This is a genomic window from Staphylococcus sp. LKG4-2 (genome assembly GCF_050955665.1).
GTDB lineage: Bacteria > Bacillota > Bacilli > Staphylococcales > Staphylococcaceae > Staphylococcus > Staphylococcus saprophyticus.
On the sequence record NZ_CP194532.1, the window covers coordinates 2,273,650 to 2,291,942 of the forward strand.

Consider the following 18,293-nt stretch of genomic DNA (forward strand, 5'->3'; position numbering starts at 1 on the left):
TTTTAATTAAAGACACGAAATTAAATGATTAACTTTAACTTAATTGATATAATGTTTCAATGAAGTATCTAGGTTAGGAGAGCATCATGCCGATTAATATCATTATAAATATCGCTGCGATATGCATCATACTTGGTATTGATTTATATCGTCAGAATTTTAAACAACTAAAGTTTAGCTCTATACTAATAGCAATCTGTCTCAACAGTATTATTAATATATTTCTAGTTGGAGAATATGATTACATCGTATTTTATACATGTGGTCAACTAATAATTTGGACATTATTACAATTATATCTAGACCGAAAAGTAGCTGCTTTCAAGGTAACAGACCAAAAATTTATCGCAGTTGTACTCACAATCATTTTGAGTACTTCACTCATTCTTACATATAGTACGAGTCATGATTCTTATTACATGTCTATCCCTTATTTAGCGCCAGCTATTTTCCTTATTGGAGCAATTTTACTATTTTATAGTACCTTTCAGCCAAAAGAAAAAGAACAACTTAAACCTATGAATCGGATTAAGCGCCCTATCTTTGTCGGGCAATTATTGATTATACTTTCCTTTACGATAATGACCTTATTAACACCTTATTGGTATGCTTTCATCATAATTCATTTACTATTTATCGGGTTTTTATTATGGCAGAATATATTTTTTTCTAATAAATGATTAAGATATTATATTTTGTGGTATATGATAACAGTTAATTAAGTTTTTATTAAAGGAGGTAAATCATTATGGGCTTTATTCTTATGTTAATTGTCGGTGGTTTAATCGGCTGGATTGCTGGTGGTATCGTCGGTAAAGATATTCCAGGTGGTATTTTAGGTAATATTATTGCTGGTATCGTTGGTTCAGCATTAGGTTCTTGGCTACTTGGAGATTGGGGTTGGCACTTAGGTGGCATCGCTGTGTTCCCAGCACTTATCGGTACAATTATCTTAGTAGCAGTTGTATCATTTATTTTTGGTAAATTACGTAAAAAATAATCGCAATTTTTAAAAGCCAATTTCGAATAATTGAAATTGGCTTTTTTTCTATGTCTTTGTAGACCATTTATCATAATATTATTAGTCCTAATTGCACTTTATATAAATAAAAAAGCGATACAAGCTAGCCACTTATCAAGTGTCCACCTTGTATCGCGTGTGTTGCAAAATCATTACGCACACTAACTTTCAATACGCTTAACAATTAACAGGTAACTCATCTGTTTTTAATTAATTCTTTTTCTGATTTACTTTTTTCAGACATTTCATGTTGTCGATCGTTGCGTTCGATTTCATGGTTAATGTCTTGATTTATATTTTGTTTATTATTATCACACGCATAGTTAAAGTTCGTTGCTTGGACGATGTATTTTGGACGTTGTTTCACTTCATAATAAATACGTCCAATATATTCGCCTACAATACCAATGGATATCAACTGTATCCCACCGAGTAATAAGATAGCGGCAATCGTAGAGAAATAACCTGGCGTTTCCACACCACGAATCATAATACCGACTGAAATGTATCCTATATAAAGTAAACTAATAAAGAACACGATAAGCCCGAGATATATCATGGCCCGTAATGGTTTATTATTAAAAGAAATTAAGCCATCTATACCGTAATTTAATAATTTACTAAATGACCATTTTGATTCGCCATCTTCACGCTCTACATTTTCATACGTAAACACTTTGGTATTATAACCAATCCACTCATATAATCCTTTTGAAAAACGATTATATTCATCTAATTGTGTGAGTGATATAACAGCACGTTGACTCAGTAATCTAAAGTCTCCAATACCGTCTTCTAGTTTAATATCTTCAACAAAATGATTAATTAATTTATAATAAATTTTAGTCATTACTTTTCTGGATTGCTTTTCACCAATTCTATCACGCTTAGCTATCACTTGATCGTAACCGTCCATATAACCTTCAATCATCTGAGGGATGAGTTCCGGCGGATGTTGTAAATCGGCATCTATCATAATCACACCATCACAGTCTTTACTATGTTGGTAGCCAGCTATCATTGCAGATTCTTTACCAAAGTTTCGGCTAAATGAAATAAATTTCACGTGATGATCTTTTGTAGCCATATCTTGTATATAATTAATTGTTTTGTCTTTACTACCATCATCTACAAATAATATATCGTAGTCATAGTGATGGTACTGACTATCTTTCGATAAAATCTCAGTCAATTTTTCATACGTTTTTAAAATCACTTCACCTTCATTATAACAAGGTACTATAACTCTCATTTGCATACCTAAACACCTTCATTTCAATTACTTCAATTTTACTTTATCAATTCCCACCTACATCATGCTATCTAAATCAATTAAATTTACACAATCTTTATATAGCCTTAATGTTCAATGGTAAAACTTAATGTATATGCTTAGTTTCTGCCTTTGCTTAAATTAACACGTTCATGTCAATTTAATGTTCATAAACTCAGTAAAAACGATTTTTTACTCAATTAATCATATTGACTGAAATTTAAAATGATTAAAGATATAAATTGTTACATTAAGTCTATCAACTATTGGAATTATTTGAAAACAATAACCATTGCAACAATAAATAAAGGGAGTGGGACAGAAATCAAATTTTTTAATAGAGATTTCGTAGTCCCACCCCGGCAAGGATGACTAGGATTGAAAAAAGCTTGATATAAGCGTATTTTCAATTCAGTCATCTACTGCCTAAACGAAAAAGAGTCTGGGACAACTATTTATGTCCCAGACTCATCTTTCGTTTATTTTAATGTACCGATGCGTACTTCATCTGGATCTTTACCTTGTCTTTCATCACGATTCATTGCATCAATTTCTGCGATATCTGTGAGCTCAAGATTAAAATCGAAGATATCATAATTTTCTTTAATACGTTCAGGTGTCTTTGATTTTGGAATAATAAGTCGGTTATGTGCAAGGTGCCAACGTAACACAATTTGAGCCGGTGTCTTCTCATAGCGTTCTGCTAGTTTTAAAATGACTTCATGTTCAAGTAAACCTCGATTTCTCATCAACGGCATCCACGCTGTAACAGCAATATCTTTACTATCACAGTATGCTTGCAGTTCTTGTTGATTAAAGTAAGGATGTACTTCAATTTGATTCACAGCTGGCACGATATCTGTTTCACTCATTAATTTCTCTAAATGGTGTTGTTTAAAGTTACATACACCAATCGCACGTATTCTACCCGCTTCATATAATGCCTCCATAGCTTTATAACTTTCTATAAATAAGTCATCTGCTTCACATGGCCAATGTATTAAAAATAAATCTAAGTAATCAGTACCTAAATTTTCAATAGATTTAGTAAAAAATTCAATTGTACGGTCATAACCCTGATAATCATTCCATAATTTTGATGTGATAAATAAATCTTCACGCGGAATGTCAGCTTTTTTTAATGCATTGCCTAAGGCTATTTCATTTTTATAAAAATAGGCAGTATCAAATGCACGATAACCAGCATCTAGTGCTGTTGCTACTGAAACATTCATTTCGTCATCAGTAATTTTATAGACACCTAATCCAACTTTCGGCATAGGATAACCGTTGTTTAAATAATATACGTCTTCTAACATAATTCAAACCCCTTTTCATTTATGCTTCTAAATCCTGCACATATTACCAATACTGTTATTAAAATACACTATATCATCTTTTCATATATATAAAAATCAAAAAACCCCAACAAAGCATTGATGCTTTGTCAGGATTTCGTATAACTATTCCATCTGAAACTGGAATTAGATTAATCGTTTTCTTCTTCTTCTTCAAGTTCTTCTATAGTTGGTCTTGTTTTATTATGTTCTAATTCTAAAATAACTGTGATAATTTGATGATTATCAATTTCTGAAATAACCCATCTATCGTATTCAGTATCCACATAATCATTTTGCTGTAAATTGGTATTATGTGCTTGTAACCAACCGCCAATGGTATCTATATCTTCTGAATCCTCAAATTCAATGCCAAGTTGATCGTTTAAATCATCTAATAACACACGACCATTAATTTGGTATCTATTTTCCGTTACTTTAACAATATCATTGACTTCATCATCGTCAAACTCATCACGGATTTCACCAACAATTTCTTCTAATATATCTTCCATTGTCAAGATACCAGCAGTACCGCCATATTCATCAATTATCAAACTAATATGAACATGTTCACGCTGCATACGTACCAGCGCATCACTAATACGTGTTGTTTCTGAAATCATAGGTAAATCATGAATGTAGTTACTTACTTTAATTTGTTTACCTGAAGCATATTCTGTTAAAAATTCTTTAACATTAATAAAGCCTTTCACATGGTCTTTATCTCCATCTGCTGTGATTGGATAACGTGTGAATTGATGTTCTTTAATCGTTTCTAACAATTCGTCTACATTAAATGGCTCATTCATTGTAATCATTTGTGTACGGGGAACCATGATATCTTTAGACTGTCTTTCATCGAATGAAAAAATATTTTGCATATAAGCTAATTCTGTTTGATTGATTTCTCCACCGTTATAGCTATTATTAATTATGATTTTTATTTCTTCTTCTGACATTGCATCGTTATTCGCATCTGGGTCAACGCCGAACATACGAATAATCATCCTTGCTGAACCATTCATTAACCAAATTAATGGTTTCATAACGACACCAAAATAATAAAGTGGTCTTGAATATAACAATGCTAATTTTTCAGTATGTTGAATCGCTAATGTCTTCGGTGCCAACTCACCCAATACTACGTGCAAGTATGTCACGATAATAAAGGATACGATAAATGAAATTGTAGTAGTTAAAGCATCTGGTAAATGAATCAGTTCAAATAATGGATGCAATAATTTGTCGAAAGTTGGTTCACCTAACCAACCTAAACCTAATGACGTTACTGTTATACCGAGTTGACATGCCGATAAGTAATAGTCTAGATTTTTTATCATTTTTTTAACTACGCGTGCGCTACCATTACCTTCCGCAGCGAGTTGATCGATTCTTGTACTACGCACTTTTACTAAAGCAAATTCCGATCCTACGAATACCGTTGTTAATGCTATTAAAAGAAAAAATATTACTAAATTCATTATGGTCACTGTTTCCAATTAGTTCCCTATTTCTAGGGATTCACCTCCATATTTCGTGTCACAAAAGGTGACCGAACATAAGTATTTTTTTTATTATGCATGACTATGTTGAATACTAAATCCTCCCCATTGCGACACCTCCCTAAAAATACGCATTTCTTTTATTTTATCATAATGAATACAGTTCTTGTTATTTACATGCTTAAAAATCAATATTCTAACATAACATTTAAACCTAAATGACAACTTAAGTCAACTTTTGTAATTAATCCATTCTTAAAATCAATTTTCAAAAAGATTTATTATTACATTAAAGTACTGATTTAAACTTGTGAATCTTACCAGATTTAATCGTTGCTAGCACGTCGATATCGTCATTGACTATGACAATATCTGCATCTTTCCCAACTTCCAAACTGCCTGTTTGTGTATCGATATTTAAAGCTATCGCTTGGTTTAGACTCGTTACACGCCATAAATGATCTAATGTATCACCTGTAAAGTTGATTAAGTTTTTCAAGCCGGTATTCATTTTCAATATACTTCCCGCTAATGCGCCAGAAGCTAAACGCGCCTCGGACCCTTTAACAATTACATTTTGCCCACCTAAATCATATTCTCCATCAGGCATGCCTTTAGCTCTCATAGCATCTGTGATTAAAAAGAAGCGCGCATTCCCTTTTTGTTTATAGGCAATTTTAACGGCTGCAGGATGTGAGTGAATACCATCAACAATCAATTCCGTACTTAATTGATCATTCAACCAAGCAGCACCAAAGACCCCTGGCTCTCGGTGTTCAAATGATGTTCCTGCATTATAAAGATGTGTAACATGTTTGGCACCATGTGCAACAGCATCATTTACCTCATCAAAAGTAGCGACTGTATGTCCAATTGAAAATTGAATCTCTTTATGTAATGCCTCTAGTGTTTCATGCGCACCTTCAACTTCTGGTGCAAAGGTAATTACTTTTATTTGATTATTAGCTGTGGTTTGAAATTGTTCAACTTTTGCGACAGTAGGTCTTTGAACATAAGCTGGATTTTGTGCGCCTACTTTATGTTCAGATATAAACGGTCCTTCTAAATGTACACCGACAATAGTTGCTGCATTGTATTGATCTTGCGCTTTTTGGTAATTCACTATATTTTCTAATGCTTTCGTGATGTTTTCATCAGATTGCGTCATTGTCGTCGCTAGATAACTCGTAGTTCCTTCTGACAATAGTGATTCAGATAAATGTTTCAACCCATCATAAGAAGCATCCATAGCATCTTCCCCATATCCACCATGCATATGAATATCTATAAATCCAGGTATAATATGTTGTCCTTGCGCATCAATTGTTGTTAAATCTCCGTGATAGTCTCCCGATTTAATTTCAGTTATTTTCTCATTGTTAATAACGAGGTAGCCTCGCTCTATTGTCTCTGTCTCAGTATAAATCCGTCCATTTTCAATAACATATTCGCTCATTTTTTCAACCTTCTTTAAGTTTATTTACTCTATGCATCTTTATTGCAGTCTTTATTCACATTTTACCAAATCAAGTGCCAATATTATATTCAAAAGTTTTTAATCCTAAAATTCATAAAACAAAAAAGCCAGAAATCGCACTCATGACATGAGACGTTTCTGACTTTTTTAATCTAAGCTATTACGATAAATCTACTTTACTCATTCATAGCTTCTGAAGATTGTATTTCATCTTGCGTTAATTTTGGTTTTAATAAACCATAAATGATTGCTGCCACGATAGCGCCAACAATTATTGCGATAAGTGATTGCAACACATGACTAAAGTCCGTACCTAAGATGACGATAATTCCACCATGTGGTGCTTGAATTGAAGAGCCTAGGCCTAATGCAATGGCACCGGCTACACCTGAGCCAACCATCATTGATGGGATAACTCTAAGTGGGTCAGCGGCTGCAAACGGAATGGCACCCTCTGTAATAAAGGACAAGCCCATTACATAGTTTGGTACAATAGAACCTTTTTGTTCTTTGGTGAATTTTTTACGGAAGATTAACATCGCTGTCGCAATAGCAAGTGGTGGCACCATACCTCCAATCATTGCTGCCGTGATAGGTGCTGCATTTCCTTCTGTTAATGCAGCTACTGAGAACACATAGGCCGCTTTATTAAACGGTCCTCCCATATCAATTGCCATCATTGCACCGACGACTAATCCGAGTAACATAATATTCGTGCCAGATAAACTTTGTAAACCATTCAATAATGTATTATTCAACCAAGAAGCTGGTGGATTAATCACATAAATCATAAGCAAACCAGTAATAGACACAGACAGTACTGGGAATATTAACGTTGGTTTCAATCCTTCTAATGATTGTGGCATACCACTTGTTAATTTCTTAATGCCTAATGTTAAGTAACCTGCTAAGAAACCTGCAATGATACCACCGATAAATCCAGAATCTCCTGTACTAGCAAGCAAACCACCTACAAGTCCTGATGCAAAACCTGGTTTATCCGCAATACTACGTGCAATGTAACCAGCAAGAATAGGAATAATAAACATGAATGCACTCTTGTTACCTATATTCCACAATTGCTCAGCAAAGGCATTGTATTCAGAACTCTTTGGATCAAATGAATTTGCGCCAAATAAGAAAGCAATCGCCATTAAGATACCACCAGCAATAACAAGTGGTAACATATTAGAAACACCATTCATCAAGTGTTTATATATTGTGTTACCTACACCTTGTTTTTCATTACTTGCTGCGCCTTTATTTCCCGTATTACCACCTTTAGCTACAAATGGTTTACGCGAAGTATCTTGCGCTAAATGAATTAATTCTTCTGGACGTTTAATCCCATCTGCTACAGGTACTTCCACGACATTTTTACCATCAAAACGATCTGTTTCAACATGTACATCCGCTGCTACGATGACACCTGTTGCGTTTTGGATATCCTCGTCAGTCAGGTGATTCTTAATACCACCTGAGCCATTTGTTTCTACTTTTATTTTAACGTTCATTTTTTCAGCTTGTTTTTTCAAAGCATCACGTGCCATATACGTATGCGCGATACCGGTTGGACACGCTGTTACAGCTAAAATGTATGGCTCGTTTGAATCCGTAGTTGAAGCAGGCGTGCCTTGTGCTTCTGCGGCTTCTTCTTCCGTTGCTTCATCATCAGCTTTATCGATAATGTTAAGGACTTCTTCTGGTGACTCCGCATGTAATAATGATGCTCTGACATTTTCATCCATCAGAATTCCAGATAATTTAGCTAAAGCATCTAAATGTGTTTGAGCACCGCCTTCAGGTGCTGCAATCATAAAGAATAAATGTGCTGGTTGCATATCTAAACTTTGATAATCCACACCTATTTTAGACTTACCAAATGCGATTGCAGGTGTATTAACTGCAGCTACTTTAGCATGTGGAATCGCTATACCTTCACCAATACCTGTTGTACTTTGGGATTCACGATTATGAATCGCTTCTTTAAAACTTGTTAAATCATTCAATTTACCTGCCTGATTCAGCTGATTGACTAATTCATCGATAACACCATTTTTGTCTGAAGCTGATAAATCCATAGCAATTGTATCTTTTGTTAATAACTCAGTAATTCTCATATTACTCACTCCCACCTAATGTCGTAATAACGACTTGCTTTTTAATATCTTCAATCGCAGTTGCTGTAGCCAAATCCTCGTTAAATGCTGTAGCGGTTCCAGCAGACACTGCTTGTTTAAATGCTTCTTTAATTGGCAATCCAGCCTCAAGACCGGCAACCATACCAGCAACCGTACTATCTCCTGATCCTACTGTATTAACTACGTGACCGTTAGGCACAATGGCTTTAAAGCTCTGTTGTGCATCGACATAAACTGCGCCTTCACCGCCTAACGAGATAACGACCGATTGCGCACCCCTTGTTAATATTTCAGTCGCATACTTGATTACATCTTGATCAGTCTCAATCGTAGTGTTGAACATCACTTCTAACTCGTCTTTATTCGGTTTAATAAATAAAGGATGATACCCTAATACCGATTCAACTAAATCTTTTTCTGCATCAACCACTAGTTTGGCTCCCGTTGCATTAGTGATTTGAGCAATTTGTTCATATGCATCATTCGGTACACTTTTCGGAATGCTCCCAGCAACTATAACCGTATCCTCTTTTGTGGTTTTTTTAATTTGTGTTAACAATGTTTCGAACTGTTCATCTGTTATTTGCGGTCCAGGTGCATTAATTTCTGTTTCTTTCCCAGTTTTTAATTTAACATTAATTCTTGTATCTTCATTAACTTGTACAAAGTTCGTACCTATATCTGATTTAGCTAATGTTTCTGCGATAAATTGACCAGGAAAACCACCCGCAAATCCAAGTGCCGTTGATGATACATCAAGTGTTTTAAGCACTCTTGATACATTAATGCCTTTACCGCCTGCAAATTTATATGTTTCCATGGCGCGATTTAATCCATTAAGTTCAAAATCATTTGCGAACATAATGTAGTCAATAGAAGGATTAAAAGTTACCGTATAAATCATAATGTGCCTCCAATAAAATTATATTGACCAGCAAACAGATGAAATTGTTTAAGTGATTGTGCCTTTTTGGAAGTAATGATTGAAACCCCTTCTTCTAAAGGTACATGTGCAAAATAAACTTTTTCGTATTTATCGTGGTCTATCAATACATAAACTTGTGTGCCTAATTGCATGGCATGATGCTTTATAATTGCTTCTTGTTCATCTGGTGTCGTCAAACCATATTTCAAATCAATACCATTCATTCCTAAAAACACTTTATCAAATCGATAACGACGCAATGTTTCTAAAGCGATCGCACCAACGGTTGCAAATGTTGTAGATTTGACTTCCCCACCGATAATCAGTGTTCTGATGCCATGTTTTAATAGTTCTTCAACATGTGTTAGGCCGTTTGTAACAACAATAATGTCACTCGCTTTGATATAAGGAATCATTTCCAATGTTGTTGAACCGGCATCTAAAAACACACAATCTCGATTTTCAATTTGACTTGCTGCCAGCCTACCAATTTCTTGTTTCTCCCTTAAATTGGTACTTCTTTTATCCGCCAAGTTAGGTTCTAATGCAGATGATTGATTTAGCGTTGCACCTCCATGTACTCTTTTGAGTTTCCCGAATTTCTGCAATTTTGATAAATCACGCCGAATTGTTGAAGCACTACAACCTGTGCGTTCAATTAATTCTTGTAAAGTTAAAAAATCTTGTTTTGACAATTCAGTCAAAATTAGTTCATGGCGTTTTTCCGTTATCATCGCTTCACCTCATCTCAATGTCATTATAATGTTTACGCTTTCTTTTTTCAATCATTTTTCGTCAAAAACAATCAAAAACAGTCATATACAACCTTAAAAGTTCTATTAATTGTCATTTTTAGTTATTAGCAAATAAAGCACTACGTTAATTTTTATCATCGCAAACTTAATCTTTTATCGTTTGTATAATATGAACAAACATGCTATTTGCTCATCTAAAACCTAATACTCGTTTGTAGTTCATCATGTGGTTGCAAATTGAGTTATCTTAAATACTTATATACAAAAAATGACAGACAGCAATCTATATATAATCAGATTCCTGTCTGCCCCTTTGTTATTACATGCTTTTATTTATGTATGACTTCGACGACCTTTGCCTTCGTCACATTAATTAAGTCTCTAACATCTATTTTAATCTGTGTGCCACGTTCACCACCACTTACATAAAGGGTATCGATGTCCATTGCTTGTTGATCTATTATCGTTGGAAATGCGCGTTTCATACCAATAGGTGAGCAACCACCCCTGATATATCCAGTAACTTTTTTCAAATCATCAAGTGGCATTAAATTCAGTTTCTTCTCTCCCACCGCGTGCGCTGCCGCTTTCATATCTAAAGATTCGCGAACTGGAATAACAAACACAAAATGAGCGTGATTTGTATTCTCAAGTACAAGGGTTTTATATACAAGACCGGGATCCACGCCTACCTTTTCAGCTACACTTTCGCCATCCATATGTATTTCTGAAACTTCATAAGTATTAACTTCATACGGTATTTTACTTCGGTCAAGCATTCTCATTGCATTGGTTTTCTTTTGCTTCATTATCAATCACTCCATATGACTTTTAAAAAGATGTCATTACATTAAACTTTTTAGCTAATGCTTTTTTAAATTCATCGTCATTTAATTTAGCTTCAGTTTTTTTATAAACTCAACTAACTCATCATGCATTGATTCATCTTTTAAAGCGTACTCTATCGTCGTTTTTACAAAACCTAATTTTTCACCAACATCATAACGGTCGCCCTCAAAATCATATGCATAGACTTGATCTGCTCTGTTCAAGCGTTCTATGGCATCAGTGAGTTGAATTTCTCCGCCTGCACCCTCGCCTTGCGTAGCTAAGTAATCAAAAATATCAGGCGTTAGAACATAACGCCCCATAATAGCTAAATTAGAAGGCGCAGTGCCTTGTTTTGGTTTTTCTACAAATTCATTCACTTCATATTTTCTACCAAACTTTTGTAGTGGATCAATAATACCATAACGATGTGTTTGTGCTTCATCCACCTCTTGAACACCGATGACAGATTTCCCAGTTTCTTCATAAGCTTCAATCAGTTGCTTAATAGCTGGATTATCTGATTCAACGATGTCATCACCTAATAAGACAGCAAATGGTTCATCACCAATAAATTGTCTTGCCGAATATATTGCATGACCTAGTCCTTTTTGTTCTTTTTGTCGAACATAAAAAATGTTTGCAAGTTCTGTAGAATATTTAACTTTTTCTAATAAATCTGTTTTACCTTTTTCCTGAAGAATCATTTCTAATTCCTTTTGATTATCAAAATGATCTTCAATGGCACGTTTGTGTTTACCTGTCACTATAATAATATCTTCGATGCCTGCTCGTGCCGCTTCTTCTACTATGTATTGAATCGTAGGTTTATCTAAAATAGGCAACATCTCTTTGGGCATCGCTTTCGTAGCTGGTAAAAAACGTGTACCCAATCCAGCAGCTGGTATGATTGCTTTCTTTATTTTTCTCAAAACGCTCATCCTTTTCCTATTAATATTTATGACTACTACCAGAAAATAAACTATCCAATTTATTTTTTATTCATTACTATCATCATAACATTGATATGAGTGTCTTTATACTGATTTCCCTAATATAGAAGGAAGTGAGACAGAAAACAAATTTTTTAATTGAGAATTCGTAGTCCTACCTATGTAAACAAGACAAGGGTGACTATGGTAATGGTTTACTTGAGCTAAAGCACATGCATAAGAACTACTAATTTTCATAAATTAAAAAAGTAGTTCTTTAAAGAAGTGGGACTTTACATTTTCAATTCAGTCATCTACTGCCTAAATGAAAAAAGCCTGAGACATATATATTTGTCCCAGACTTCTATATTTAATTTAATGAAGGTTGCTGTATAACATCCCCGGATTTACTAACAACAACTTTATAATCTCTTTGTGTTTTATATTCATGAAAAGTATAGTACATGCCGTCCTTAGATTCTTTAACCTTTTTCAAAACGACATTTTCCCCTAGGTTATCTACAGCATGCTTTTGTGCAATCACTTCAGATTCTTGAGGAGAGATACTCGAATGTAACGGTGATTGATTGTCATTCACTACATACGATTTATCAAATATACTCGCTTGATTGTCTTCACTTACAGTTACTCTGTAATACGTATTTGGTTTTGCTTCATTTTTAAATGTAAAAATATAATAATATACACCTTGGCAAGTGCTATCGATACCATAATCGTTATATGGATTAGATTTATGATTGTCATGATTCACAAGCGTCTGTGCTTTATTTAGTGCTTTAGAAAATTGCGGTAAGTTCGCTTGTCCCGTTTCGTTCTCTTTTAAATCGTGCGTCGTTAATTTGGCAATAGGTTGATAGTTTGTTGTATTATATGGCGCTTCATTTTTTTCTTCTTTCATCGCTGCCTTAATTGAATTCTTATCTTTTTGTTTTGCTTTGTCCTTAGCTTCAGCATTTTGTTCTCCAACTGAAATACTAGAAATCGTTTCATGTACTTTTGCAAGCGCTTGTTGGTTTGTAGCTATAAAAAGAAGAAAACCTAAACAGCAAGCAAGAAGGAACGCCATAATCGTTAACATTAAATTTTTCAAGTTCATCCCCTTACTTACATTTATTACTTTTCTTATCATGTTAGCACAGATTATTCTATAAACACTTAAATAGAACACAATTTAAAACAAATGTAATCTTTGTTACATGAATATTACGTAAGTCTAGCTTATTTAATACAAGTGTCATATTCGTTTTCAGTTTTTAGTATTAGCCTTATGACATAAACACTTAAATGATTTATTTCTGAAAACAGTCATTCACTATCCCCTTTTTACATAAATAAACCCTTCACAGTTTCCACTTTTTAACGTCAACTCTGAAGGGTACATCTGCATATTCAACTTGTTCTTGTTTAAAATTTAAATATTACTGAAGCGTGATCTAATCATTTTTTCTATAAATATAACGAACATACCTAATACCATTACTAATACTGACATATATAAGGGAAATTCGAAATTGATATCATATAATGTGCCTGCTACAAGAGGCCCGATAAAGTTGCCCATACTGGTAAATGTAGAATTCAGCCCACCTGCGAAACCTTGTCGATTTCCAGCAATATTAGAAAAATAGTTTGTAATCGCTGGTCGGATCATATCGAATCCGATAAACACGATGAAACTAATAATCATAATTGACCAATAGCTATGAACAAATGTCAGTGCCAATAAAATGATAGCAGAATAAAGTAATGCATAAGTGATAAATGTTAACTCTTTGAAATGTTTCATGAATTTATCAAAGAAAAACACTTGGAATATTGCGCCGGCTATCCCACCACCAGTAATCGCGAATGAAATATCTAATGGTGAATAGTGTGCTTTATCTGCTGTGTATAATGGGAATAGCGTTTCAAAAGCAGATAGGCCAAAAGCGAGTACAAGTGTCAAGATAATTGGTGTCAGAAATACTTTCCAATTAATTTTTGATAGTAATTCTGGTTGATATTGAGTGAAACCATCTTGCGTACTGTTCTTTGGATTTTTGATTAATGCAATCGATAAGATTAATGCCACACATCCACTAAAACCAGCCACATAAAACGGTAATCTATGTGAAAATTCTGCTAGAAATCCACCCATCCCTGGTCCTAAAATGAATCCCGAATTAATAATTGCTGACATATAGCCGAAATTTTTCGCTTTATCTCTACCTACAGAAATATCAGCAATCATTCCTGTTACCCCCGGCATAACCATACCAGCACTAAATCCACCTAGTATTCTAGAAACGATTAAAAGTGAGAACGTATGACTTGCAGCGAATAAGAATTCTGAAATAGCAAAAAGACCCAAACCTATACAAATAATCAGTTTTTTACCTAATTTATCTGCCAGCGTACCACCAAATGGTGAAATAATCATTTGTGCTAAAGCAAAGACAGCAACGAGTATACCTAAGTCACTACCTTTTAAGCCTAAGTCTTTCAAATAAACCGGTAATACCGGAACAACTAAACCAATACCTAAAAAGACAAGAAAAATATTAAAATATAATATAATAAATTGCTTATTCACGTTTCTCACTCCATTCTTTTTTAATATATAAATTGCTGGCTATTTATAACATTGATAAAACCTTAATATTACAACATTCTATAACAGTTCTATAGCAAATGACAATAAAAAATATTTACTATAAACACTATTATACAAACTCTTAATAAGAACTTGTATAATAGTGGTGTAATCCATTTTCAGAACGGAGGTTTCTTATGATTTATCAAGTAGACGGCAAAACGATTGTTTTAGTATTGGAACAGGGTGAAGATATTGTAGAAGCTGTAACTGATATTGCTAGAGAACAAAATGGTAAGTTTGGCACAGTCAGTGGTATTGGCGCTTGTTCAAGCGCAGAGCTCAACTTTTATAATCTAGAAACACAAACATATGAGAAGAAATTAATTGATGAACCATTAGAATTAATCGGTTTAATGGGCAACATTTCTCATATTGATGAACAGCCCTTTGCACATTTACACGCAACATTTGGAACCAATCAATATGAAACACTTAGTGGTCATTTAACAAAAGCCGTTGTATCTGCAACTGCTGAAATTATCATTACAATGACTAATCTAGACATCAATCGTAAACACAATGAAACCATTGGTTTGAATCTGTTAGATTTATAAATAAAATGTGCTTACCTTTATTTTTAAATCATTCACTAACTATGCAACCCAATAAGAATGTAAGTGCTATACGCAACTATTCATTATGCTTAATTTGAGTCTGAGACATAAATAGCTGCCTCAGACTCTTTTATCCATTAAGGAGTAGTTGTCTGAACTACACGTATTTTTATAAACTGTATTTCCATTTATTTTACATAAATTCACTTAAAAGTGTAAATTCAGAAAATACGCAATGTGCTCCTCTATTGACTTAGATCTTGTTAATATTAAAATTCACTTTACTTTTATAATATATAATATGATGATTTGGGATATGATTTAAACATGATTTAGCATTTAACCGTTACTGCTTTAATCCAACCGTGTCATAAGTTGCTATGTTATGGTGTTTAATTAATTTATATGAATTCATTCTCCAACTATTTAATTATACATTTTATCTTTATGAATCCAACTTGTACTTTTCGTTGAATTTTATTTTCAAAAAATGTATCATGTAGTCTTGTATTTCAACAAATTGAACTAACATCTCTCTTAAGTTATGCGATTTAAGGTAGAGATATATTTATTATTGTATATAATAAGCATTTAAACTAATACATTCATCAGCAACGACATACTAAAAAGAAAGTAGGTGTATTGATGTCGGCTCGATATATTGCTAGAACTGTGTTCCTTATTCTAATCATTATTTCAATATTTTTTAATCATTATTTTCCGTTTATGACATTAAATTTATTTCTAGCATATGTGCCATTTGAACTATGCTTACTCTTGAATTTATTTAAACCTATTTATAAATACGAATGGCCGCTCTTTATTATATTTGCACTTATTTTTGTATTTATGGTTCCTAATACATTATATATGGTTACAGACTTAATCCATTTAAATCAATTTAGATTTAATTTTTATCAGGGTTTATTAATCACTGAATGGGCCTATTTCGCATTTTTAGTTGCAGCCGTATTACTCGCACTGTATCTATTAATTTTAATGTTTTTAGAAATTGAGCAATTTACACACCGTATGTGGTTAAATCGACTCATCATCGTAGCAATGATGTTCCTTAATGGACTCGGTATTTACATCGGTCGCTTCTTGCGTTTACATTCCGTTTATCTTATTAATGAACCACTCCGTATTTTTAATGAAGTTGCGGCAAGCCTGAAATTTGATACTTTGTGCTTCATTTTATTACTTGTAGCATTGCAAATTATCATATATGCATTTGCGAAAGGAGTGCGTAGTGCAAAATGACTTTCAATATTATTATTTTAATTATTATACTCATTTTATTGCAGCTAATCATTGGTCATCTATTACATGATGTAGGATTCTCATATACGCACAGCATTATCTTGATGTGCCTTCCCTTAGGAATCGGTTTGTTTTACCTACAATTATTTTATTACGAGCGTCGCTTCCCTAAGTGGAATATACCCATCCATGTTAAGATCAGACTAAAATACATGTATATACTCACTTTCTTCGAATATGTTGCGCTATACATTTGTATCTTTAGAATGTAATCATTTATCGTTTACATAGTAAACAGTTAATGAATTGTATCATCAGTTCTAATATTACATGTGCTAAGGATTAAGTATACGTGTCTGAGATATAAATAGATATTTCGCCTACTTTTAGGTGCTAGTTAAAAATACTGATATAAAAAAGCTCCCGTCTAAGTTTTCATTTTTCAATGTCAACTTTAACGGGAGTTATTTATATGACTTAGATAATAAATCTTATTCTCAATAAAAGACGCAATTGATGCTGTAAAATACTACACTTGCTACTACTTAACTGCTGTCTAAATACTTCTATTTTAATGTACGTCATCTATTTATCATTGATTTTTCAAAGCTTGTTTCACTTCTTCTACAGAGTCTGCAGAGATGCGCAATTGTGCCTGTTCATTGTCTGAAAGTGCTAGTTCAACAATATTTTCGATACCTTTTTCACTTAAAACAGTTGGTACACCTAAACAGATATCAGAAAATCCATATTCTCCTTCTAACAATGCGATACTTGGTAATAAACGATGTTGATCCTTTAGAATTGCTTCAATCATTTCAAAAACTGCAGACGCAGGGGCATAATATGCAGAACCATTGCCAAGCAAAGCAACAATTTCAGCGCCACCCTTTCTTGTACGTTCTACAATTTGCTCTATTTGCGTTTGATTCAACAATTGATGTAAAGGGACACCATTGACATTGGTTGAATTTACTAAAGGTACCATTGTATCACCGTGGCCGCCTAATACAAGCCCTCTAATATCTTTTATTGACACATTTAAAGCTTCTGCAATAAAGGATTGATATCGTGCAGTATCTAATACACCAGACTGTCCAATCACGCGTTCTTTCGGAAAACCTGACGCTTTTAACACAGAATAGGTCATCGCATCTACTGGATTAGTAAGTACGATAATTTTGCAATCCGGTGAATACTTTACAATTTCCTTCGTAACATCGAACATCACTTTTTCATTAATTTGTACTAAGTCATCTCTACTCATACCTGGTTTACGAGGACTTCCTGCAGTTATCACAACAATATCTGAATCGGCTGTATCAGCGTAATTCACGGAACCCGTCACTTTCGCATCAAAACCATATACCGGACTGCTTTCAAATATATCTAGCGCCTTACCCTTCACTTGTCCTTCGTTATCTGGTCGATCAATGAGCACTACATCAGCTAACTCATGCTGCGCAACAATAAATGCTAATGTAGCGCCTGTGTTACCAGCACCTATTATGGAAATTTTCTTTTTGGTCATAAAAACATCCCCTTAATCAAGCAATTTATATCTCAATTAAATTATAACACGCATTCATTTTAAACAATGATTGCAATTCATAAACTTAAGTTATC

Annotated in this window: 17 protein-coding genes; 5 read left to right on the forward strand and 12 right to left on the reverse strand. The window is 33.7% G+C overall.

The features are described from left to right. The first annotated feature begins 86 nt into the window (after positions 1–86). Together ACM6UH_RS11185 and ACM6UH_RS11190 are read left to right on the forward strand one after the other, a co-directional pair. Entirely contained in the window at positions 87–680 is a 594-nt protein-coding gene (locus tag ACM6UH_RS11185; RefSeq protein ID WP_011303666.1) for a hypothetical protein, read from the forward strand. A 68-nt stretch (positions 681–748) separates the two neighbouring features. Further along, positions 749–1,000, forward strand: a complete 252-nt coding sequence (locus tag ACM6UH_RS11190) for a GlsB/YeaQ/YmgE family stress response membrane protein (protein ID WP_002483954.1) — start codon at positions 749–751, stop codon at positions 998–1,000. Between the two features lie 217 nt (positions 1,001–1,217). On the opposite strand, the gene ACM6UH_RS11195 is transcribed toward ACM6UH_RS11190, so the two are convergent. The 11 genes from ACM6UH_RS11195 to norA all read right to left on the reverse strand — a co-directional run bounded on the left by ACM6UH_RS11195 (position 1,218) and on the right by norA (position 14,787). Continuing rightward, positions 1,218–2,279 carry a glycosyltransferase family 2 protein gene (locus ACM6UH_RS11195; RefSeq protein ID WP_011303667.1) on the reverse strand — a complete coding sequence of 354 codons (1,062 nt, stop codon included), beginning with the start codon at positions 2,277–2,279 and terminating at the stop codon, positions 1,218–1,220. A gap of 494 nt (positions 2,280–2,773) precedes the next feature. After that, positions 2,774–3,613, reverse strand: coding sequence for an aldo/keto reductase (locus tag ACM6UH_RS11200; RefSeq protein WP_002483956.1), 840 nt, complete (start codon positions 3,611–3,613; stop codon positions 2,774–2,776). Between the two features lie 170 nt (positions 3,614–3,783). Beyond that, positions 3,784–5,133, reverse strand: a complete 1,350-nt coding sequence (locus ACM6UH_RS11205) for a hemolysin family protein (RefSeq protein ID WP_047502739.1) — start codon at positions 5,131–5,133, stop codon at positions 3,784–3,786. A 292-nt stretch (positions 5,134–5,425) separates the two neighbouring features. Beyond that, positions 5,426–6,592, reverse strand: a complete 1,167-nt coding sequence (nagA, locus tag ACM6UH_RS11210) for an N-acetylglucosamine-6-phosphate deacetylase (RefSeq protein WP_048787177.1) — start codon at positions 6,590–6,592, stop codon at positions 5,426–5,428. A 197-nt stretch (positions 6,593–6,789) separates the two neighbouring features. Next, positions 6,790–8,733, reverse strand: coding sequence for a PTS fructose transporter subunit IIABC (locus ACM6UH_RS11215; protein ID WP_011303670.1), 1,944 nt, complete (start codon positions 8,731–8,733; stop codon positions 6,790–6,792). 1 nt (position 8,734) lies between these two features. Next, the gene (gene pfkB, locus ACM6UH_RS11220) at positions 8,735–9,658 is read right to left on the reverse strand and encodes a 1-phosphofructokinase (protein WP_048787176.1); all 924 of its coding nucleotides are present in this window, start codon (positions 9,656–9,658) and stop codon (positions 8,735–8,737) included. After that, positions 9,655–10,413 (reverse strand): DeoR/GlpR family DNA-binding transcription regulator, encoded by a 759-nt coding sequence (locus ACM6UH_RS11225; RefSeq protein ID WP_048787175.1) that lies wholly within the window; start codon positions 10,411–10,413, stop codon positions 9,655–9,657. The genes pfkB and ACM6UH_RS11225 overlap by 4 nt, the downstream gene beginning before the upstream one ends. Before the next feature lie 350 nt (positions 10,414–10,763). After that, positions 10,764–11,243: a Cys-tRNA(Pro) deacylase gene (gene ybaK, locus ACM6UH_RS11230; protein WP_048787174.1), complete on the reverse strand. Its 480-nt coding sequence runs from the start codon at positions 11,241–11,243 to the stop codon at positions 10,764–10,766. 81 nt (positions 11,244–11,324) lie between these two features. Then, the gene (gene galU / locus ACM6UH_RS11235; protein WP_011303674.1) at positions 11,325–12,194 is read right to left on the reverse strand and encodes a UTP--glucose-1-phosphate uridylyltransferase GalU; all 870 of its coding nucleotides are present in this window, start codon (positions 12,192–12,194) and stop codon (positions 11,325–11,327) included. Positions 12,195–12,564: 370 nt separating this feature from the next. Then, positions 12,565–13,305 carry a hypothetical protein gene (locus tag ACM6UH_RS11240; RefSeq protein ID WP_011303675.1) on the reverse strand — a complete coding sequence of 247 codons (741 nt, stop codon included), beginning with the start codon at positions 13,303–13,305 and terminating at the stop codon, positions 12,565–12,567. Between the two features lie 321 nt (positions 13,306–13,626). Further along, positions 13,627–14,787 carry a multidrug efflux MFS transporter NorA gene (gene norA, locus ACM6UH_RS11245; protein WP_011303676.1) on the reverse strand — a complete coding sequence of 387 codons (1,161 nt, stop codon included), beginning with the start codon at positions 14,785–14,787 and terminating at the stop codon, positions 13,627–13,629. A gap of 197 nt (positions 14,788–14,984) precedes the next feature. Here norA and ACM6UH_RS11250 point away from each other — a divergent pair, with 197 nt between their 5' ends. The 3 genes from ACM6UH_RS11250 (at position 14,985) to ACM6UH_RS11260 (ending at position 16,939) form a co-directional block, all read left to right on the forward strand. Then, complete coding sequence (locus ACM6UH_RS11250; protein ID WP_011303677.1) at positions 14,985–15,404, forward strand: PPC domain-containing DNA-binding protein; 420 nt, start codon at positions 14,985–14,987, stop codon at positions 15,402–15,404. A gap of 645 nt (positions 15,405–16,049) precedes the next feature. Continuing rightward, positions 16,050–16,667, forward strand: a complete 618-nt coding sequence (locus ACM6UH_RS11255) for a DUF1361 domain-containing protein (RefSeq protein WP_011303678.1) — start codon at positions 16,050–16,052, stop codon at positions 16,665–16,667. Then, entirely contained in the window at positions 16,664–16,939 is a 276-nt protein-coding gene (locus ACM6UH_RS11260; protein WP_011303679.1) for a hypothetical protein, read from the forward strand. Before ACM6UH_RS11255 ends, ACM6UH_RS11260 begins: the two co-directional genes overlap by 4 nt. A gap of 320 nt (positions 16,940–17,259) precedes the next feature. On the opposite strand, the gene mdh is transcribed toward ACM6UH_RS11260, so the two are convergent. Next, a complete protein-coding gene (gene mdh, locus ACM6UH_RS11265; protein ID WP_002483968.1) occupies positions 17,260–18,198 on the reverse strand; it encodes a malate dehydrogenase in 939 nt (312 codons plus the stop codon). Positions 18,199–18,293 lie beyond the last annotated feature (95 nt).

Excerpts from the sequence above, each read along its gene's own strand:
- ACM6UH_RS11185 (WP_011303666.1), top strand. The coding sequence starts at position 87 with ATGCCGATTAATATCATTATAAATATCGCTGCGATATGCATCATACTT.
- ACM6UH_RS11190 (WP_002483954.1), top strand. The coding sequence starts at position 749 with ATGGGCTTTATTCTTATGTTAATTGTCGGTGGTTTAATCGGCTGGATT.
- ACM6UH_RS11195 (WP_011303667.1), bottom strand. The coding sequence starts at position 2,279 with ATGCAAATGAGAGTTATAGTACCTTGTTATAATGAAGGTGAAGTGATT.
- ACM6UH_RS11200 (WP_002483956.1), bottom strand. The coding sequence starts at position 3,613 with ATGTTAGAAGACGTATATTATTTAAACAACGGTTATCCTATGCCGAAA.
- nagA (WP_048787177.1), bottom strand. The coding sequence starts at position 6,592 with ATGAGCGAATATGTTATTGAAAATGGACGGATTTATACTGAGACAGAG.
- ACM6UH_RS11215 (WP_011303670.1), bottom strand. The coding sequence starts at position 8,733 with ATGAGAATTACTGAGTTATTAACAAAAGATACAATTGCTATGGATTTA.
- pfkB (WP_048787176.1), bottom strand. The coding sequence starts at position 9,658 with ATGATTTATACGGTAACTTTTAATCCTTCTATTGACTACATTATGTTC.
- ACM6UH_RS11225 (WP_048787175.1), bottom strand. The coding sequence starts at position 10,413 with ATGATAACGGAAAAACGCCATGAACTAATTTTGACTGAATTGTCAAAA.
- ybaK (WP_048787174.1), bottom strand. The coding sequence starts at position 11,243 with ATGAAGCAAAAGAAAACCAATGCAATGAGAATGCTTGACCGAAGTAAA.
- ACM6UH_RS11250 (WP_011303677.1), top strand. The coding sequence starts at position 14,985 with ATGATTTATCAAGTAGACGGCAAAACGATTGTTTTAGTATTGGAACAG.
- ACM6UH_RS11255 (WP_011303678.1), top strand. The coding sequence starts at position 16,050 with ATGTCGGCTCGATATATTGCTAGAACTGTGTTCCTTATTCTAATCATT.
- ACM6UH_RS11260 (WP_011303679.1), top strand. The coding sequence starts at position 16,664 with ATGACTTTCAATATTATTATTTTAATTATTATACTCATTTTATTGCAG.
- mdh (WP_002483968.1), bottom strand. The coding sequence starts at position 18,198 with ATGACCAAAAAGAAAATTTCCATAATAGGTGCTGGTAACACAGGCGCT.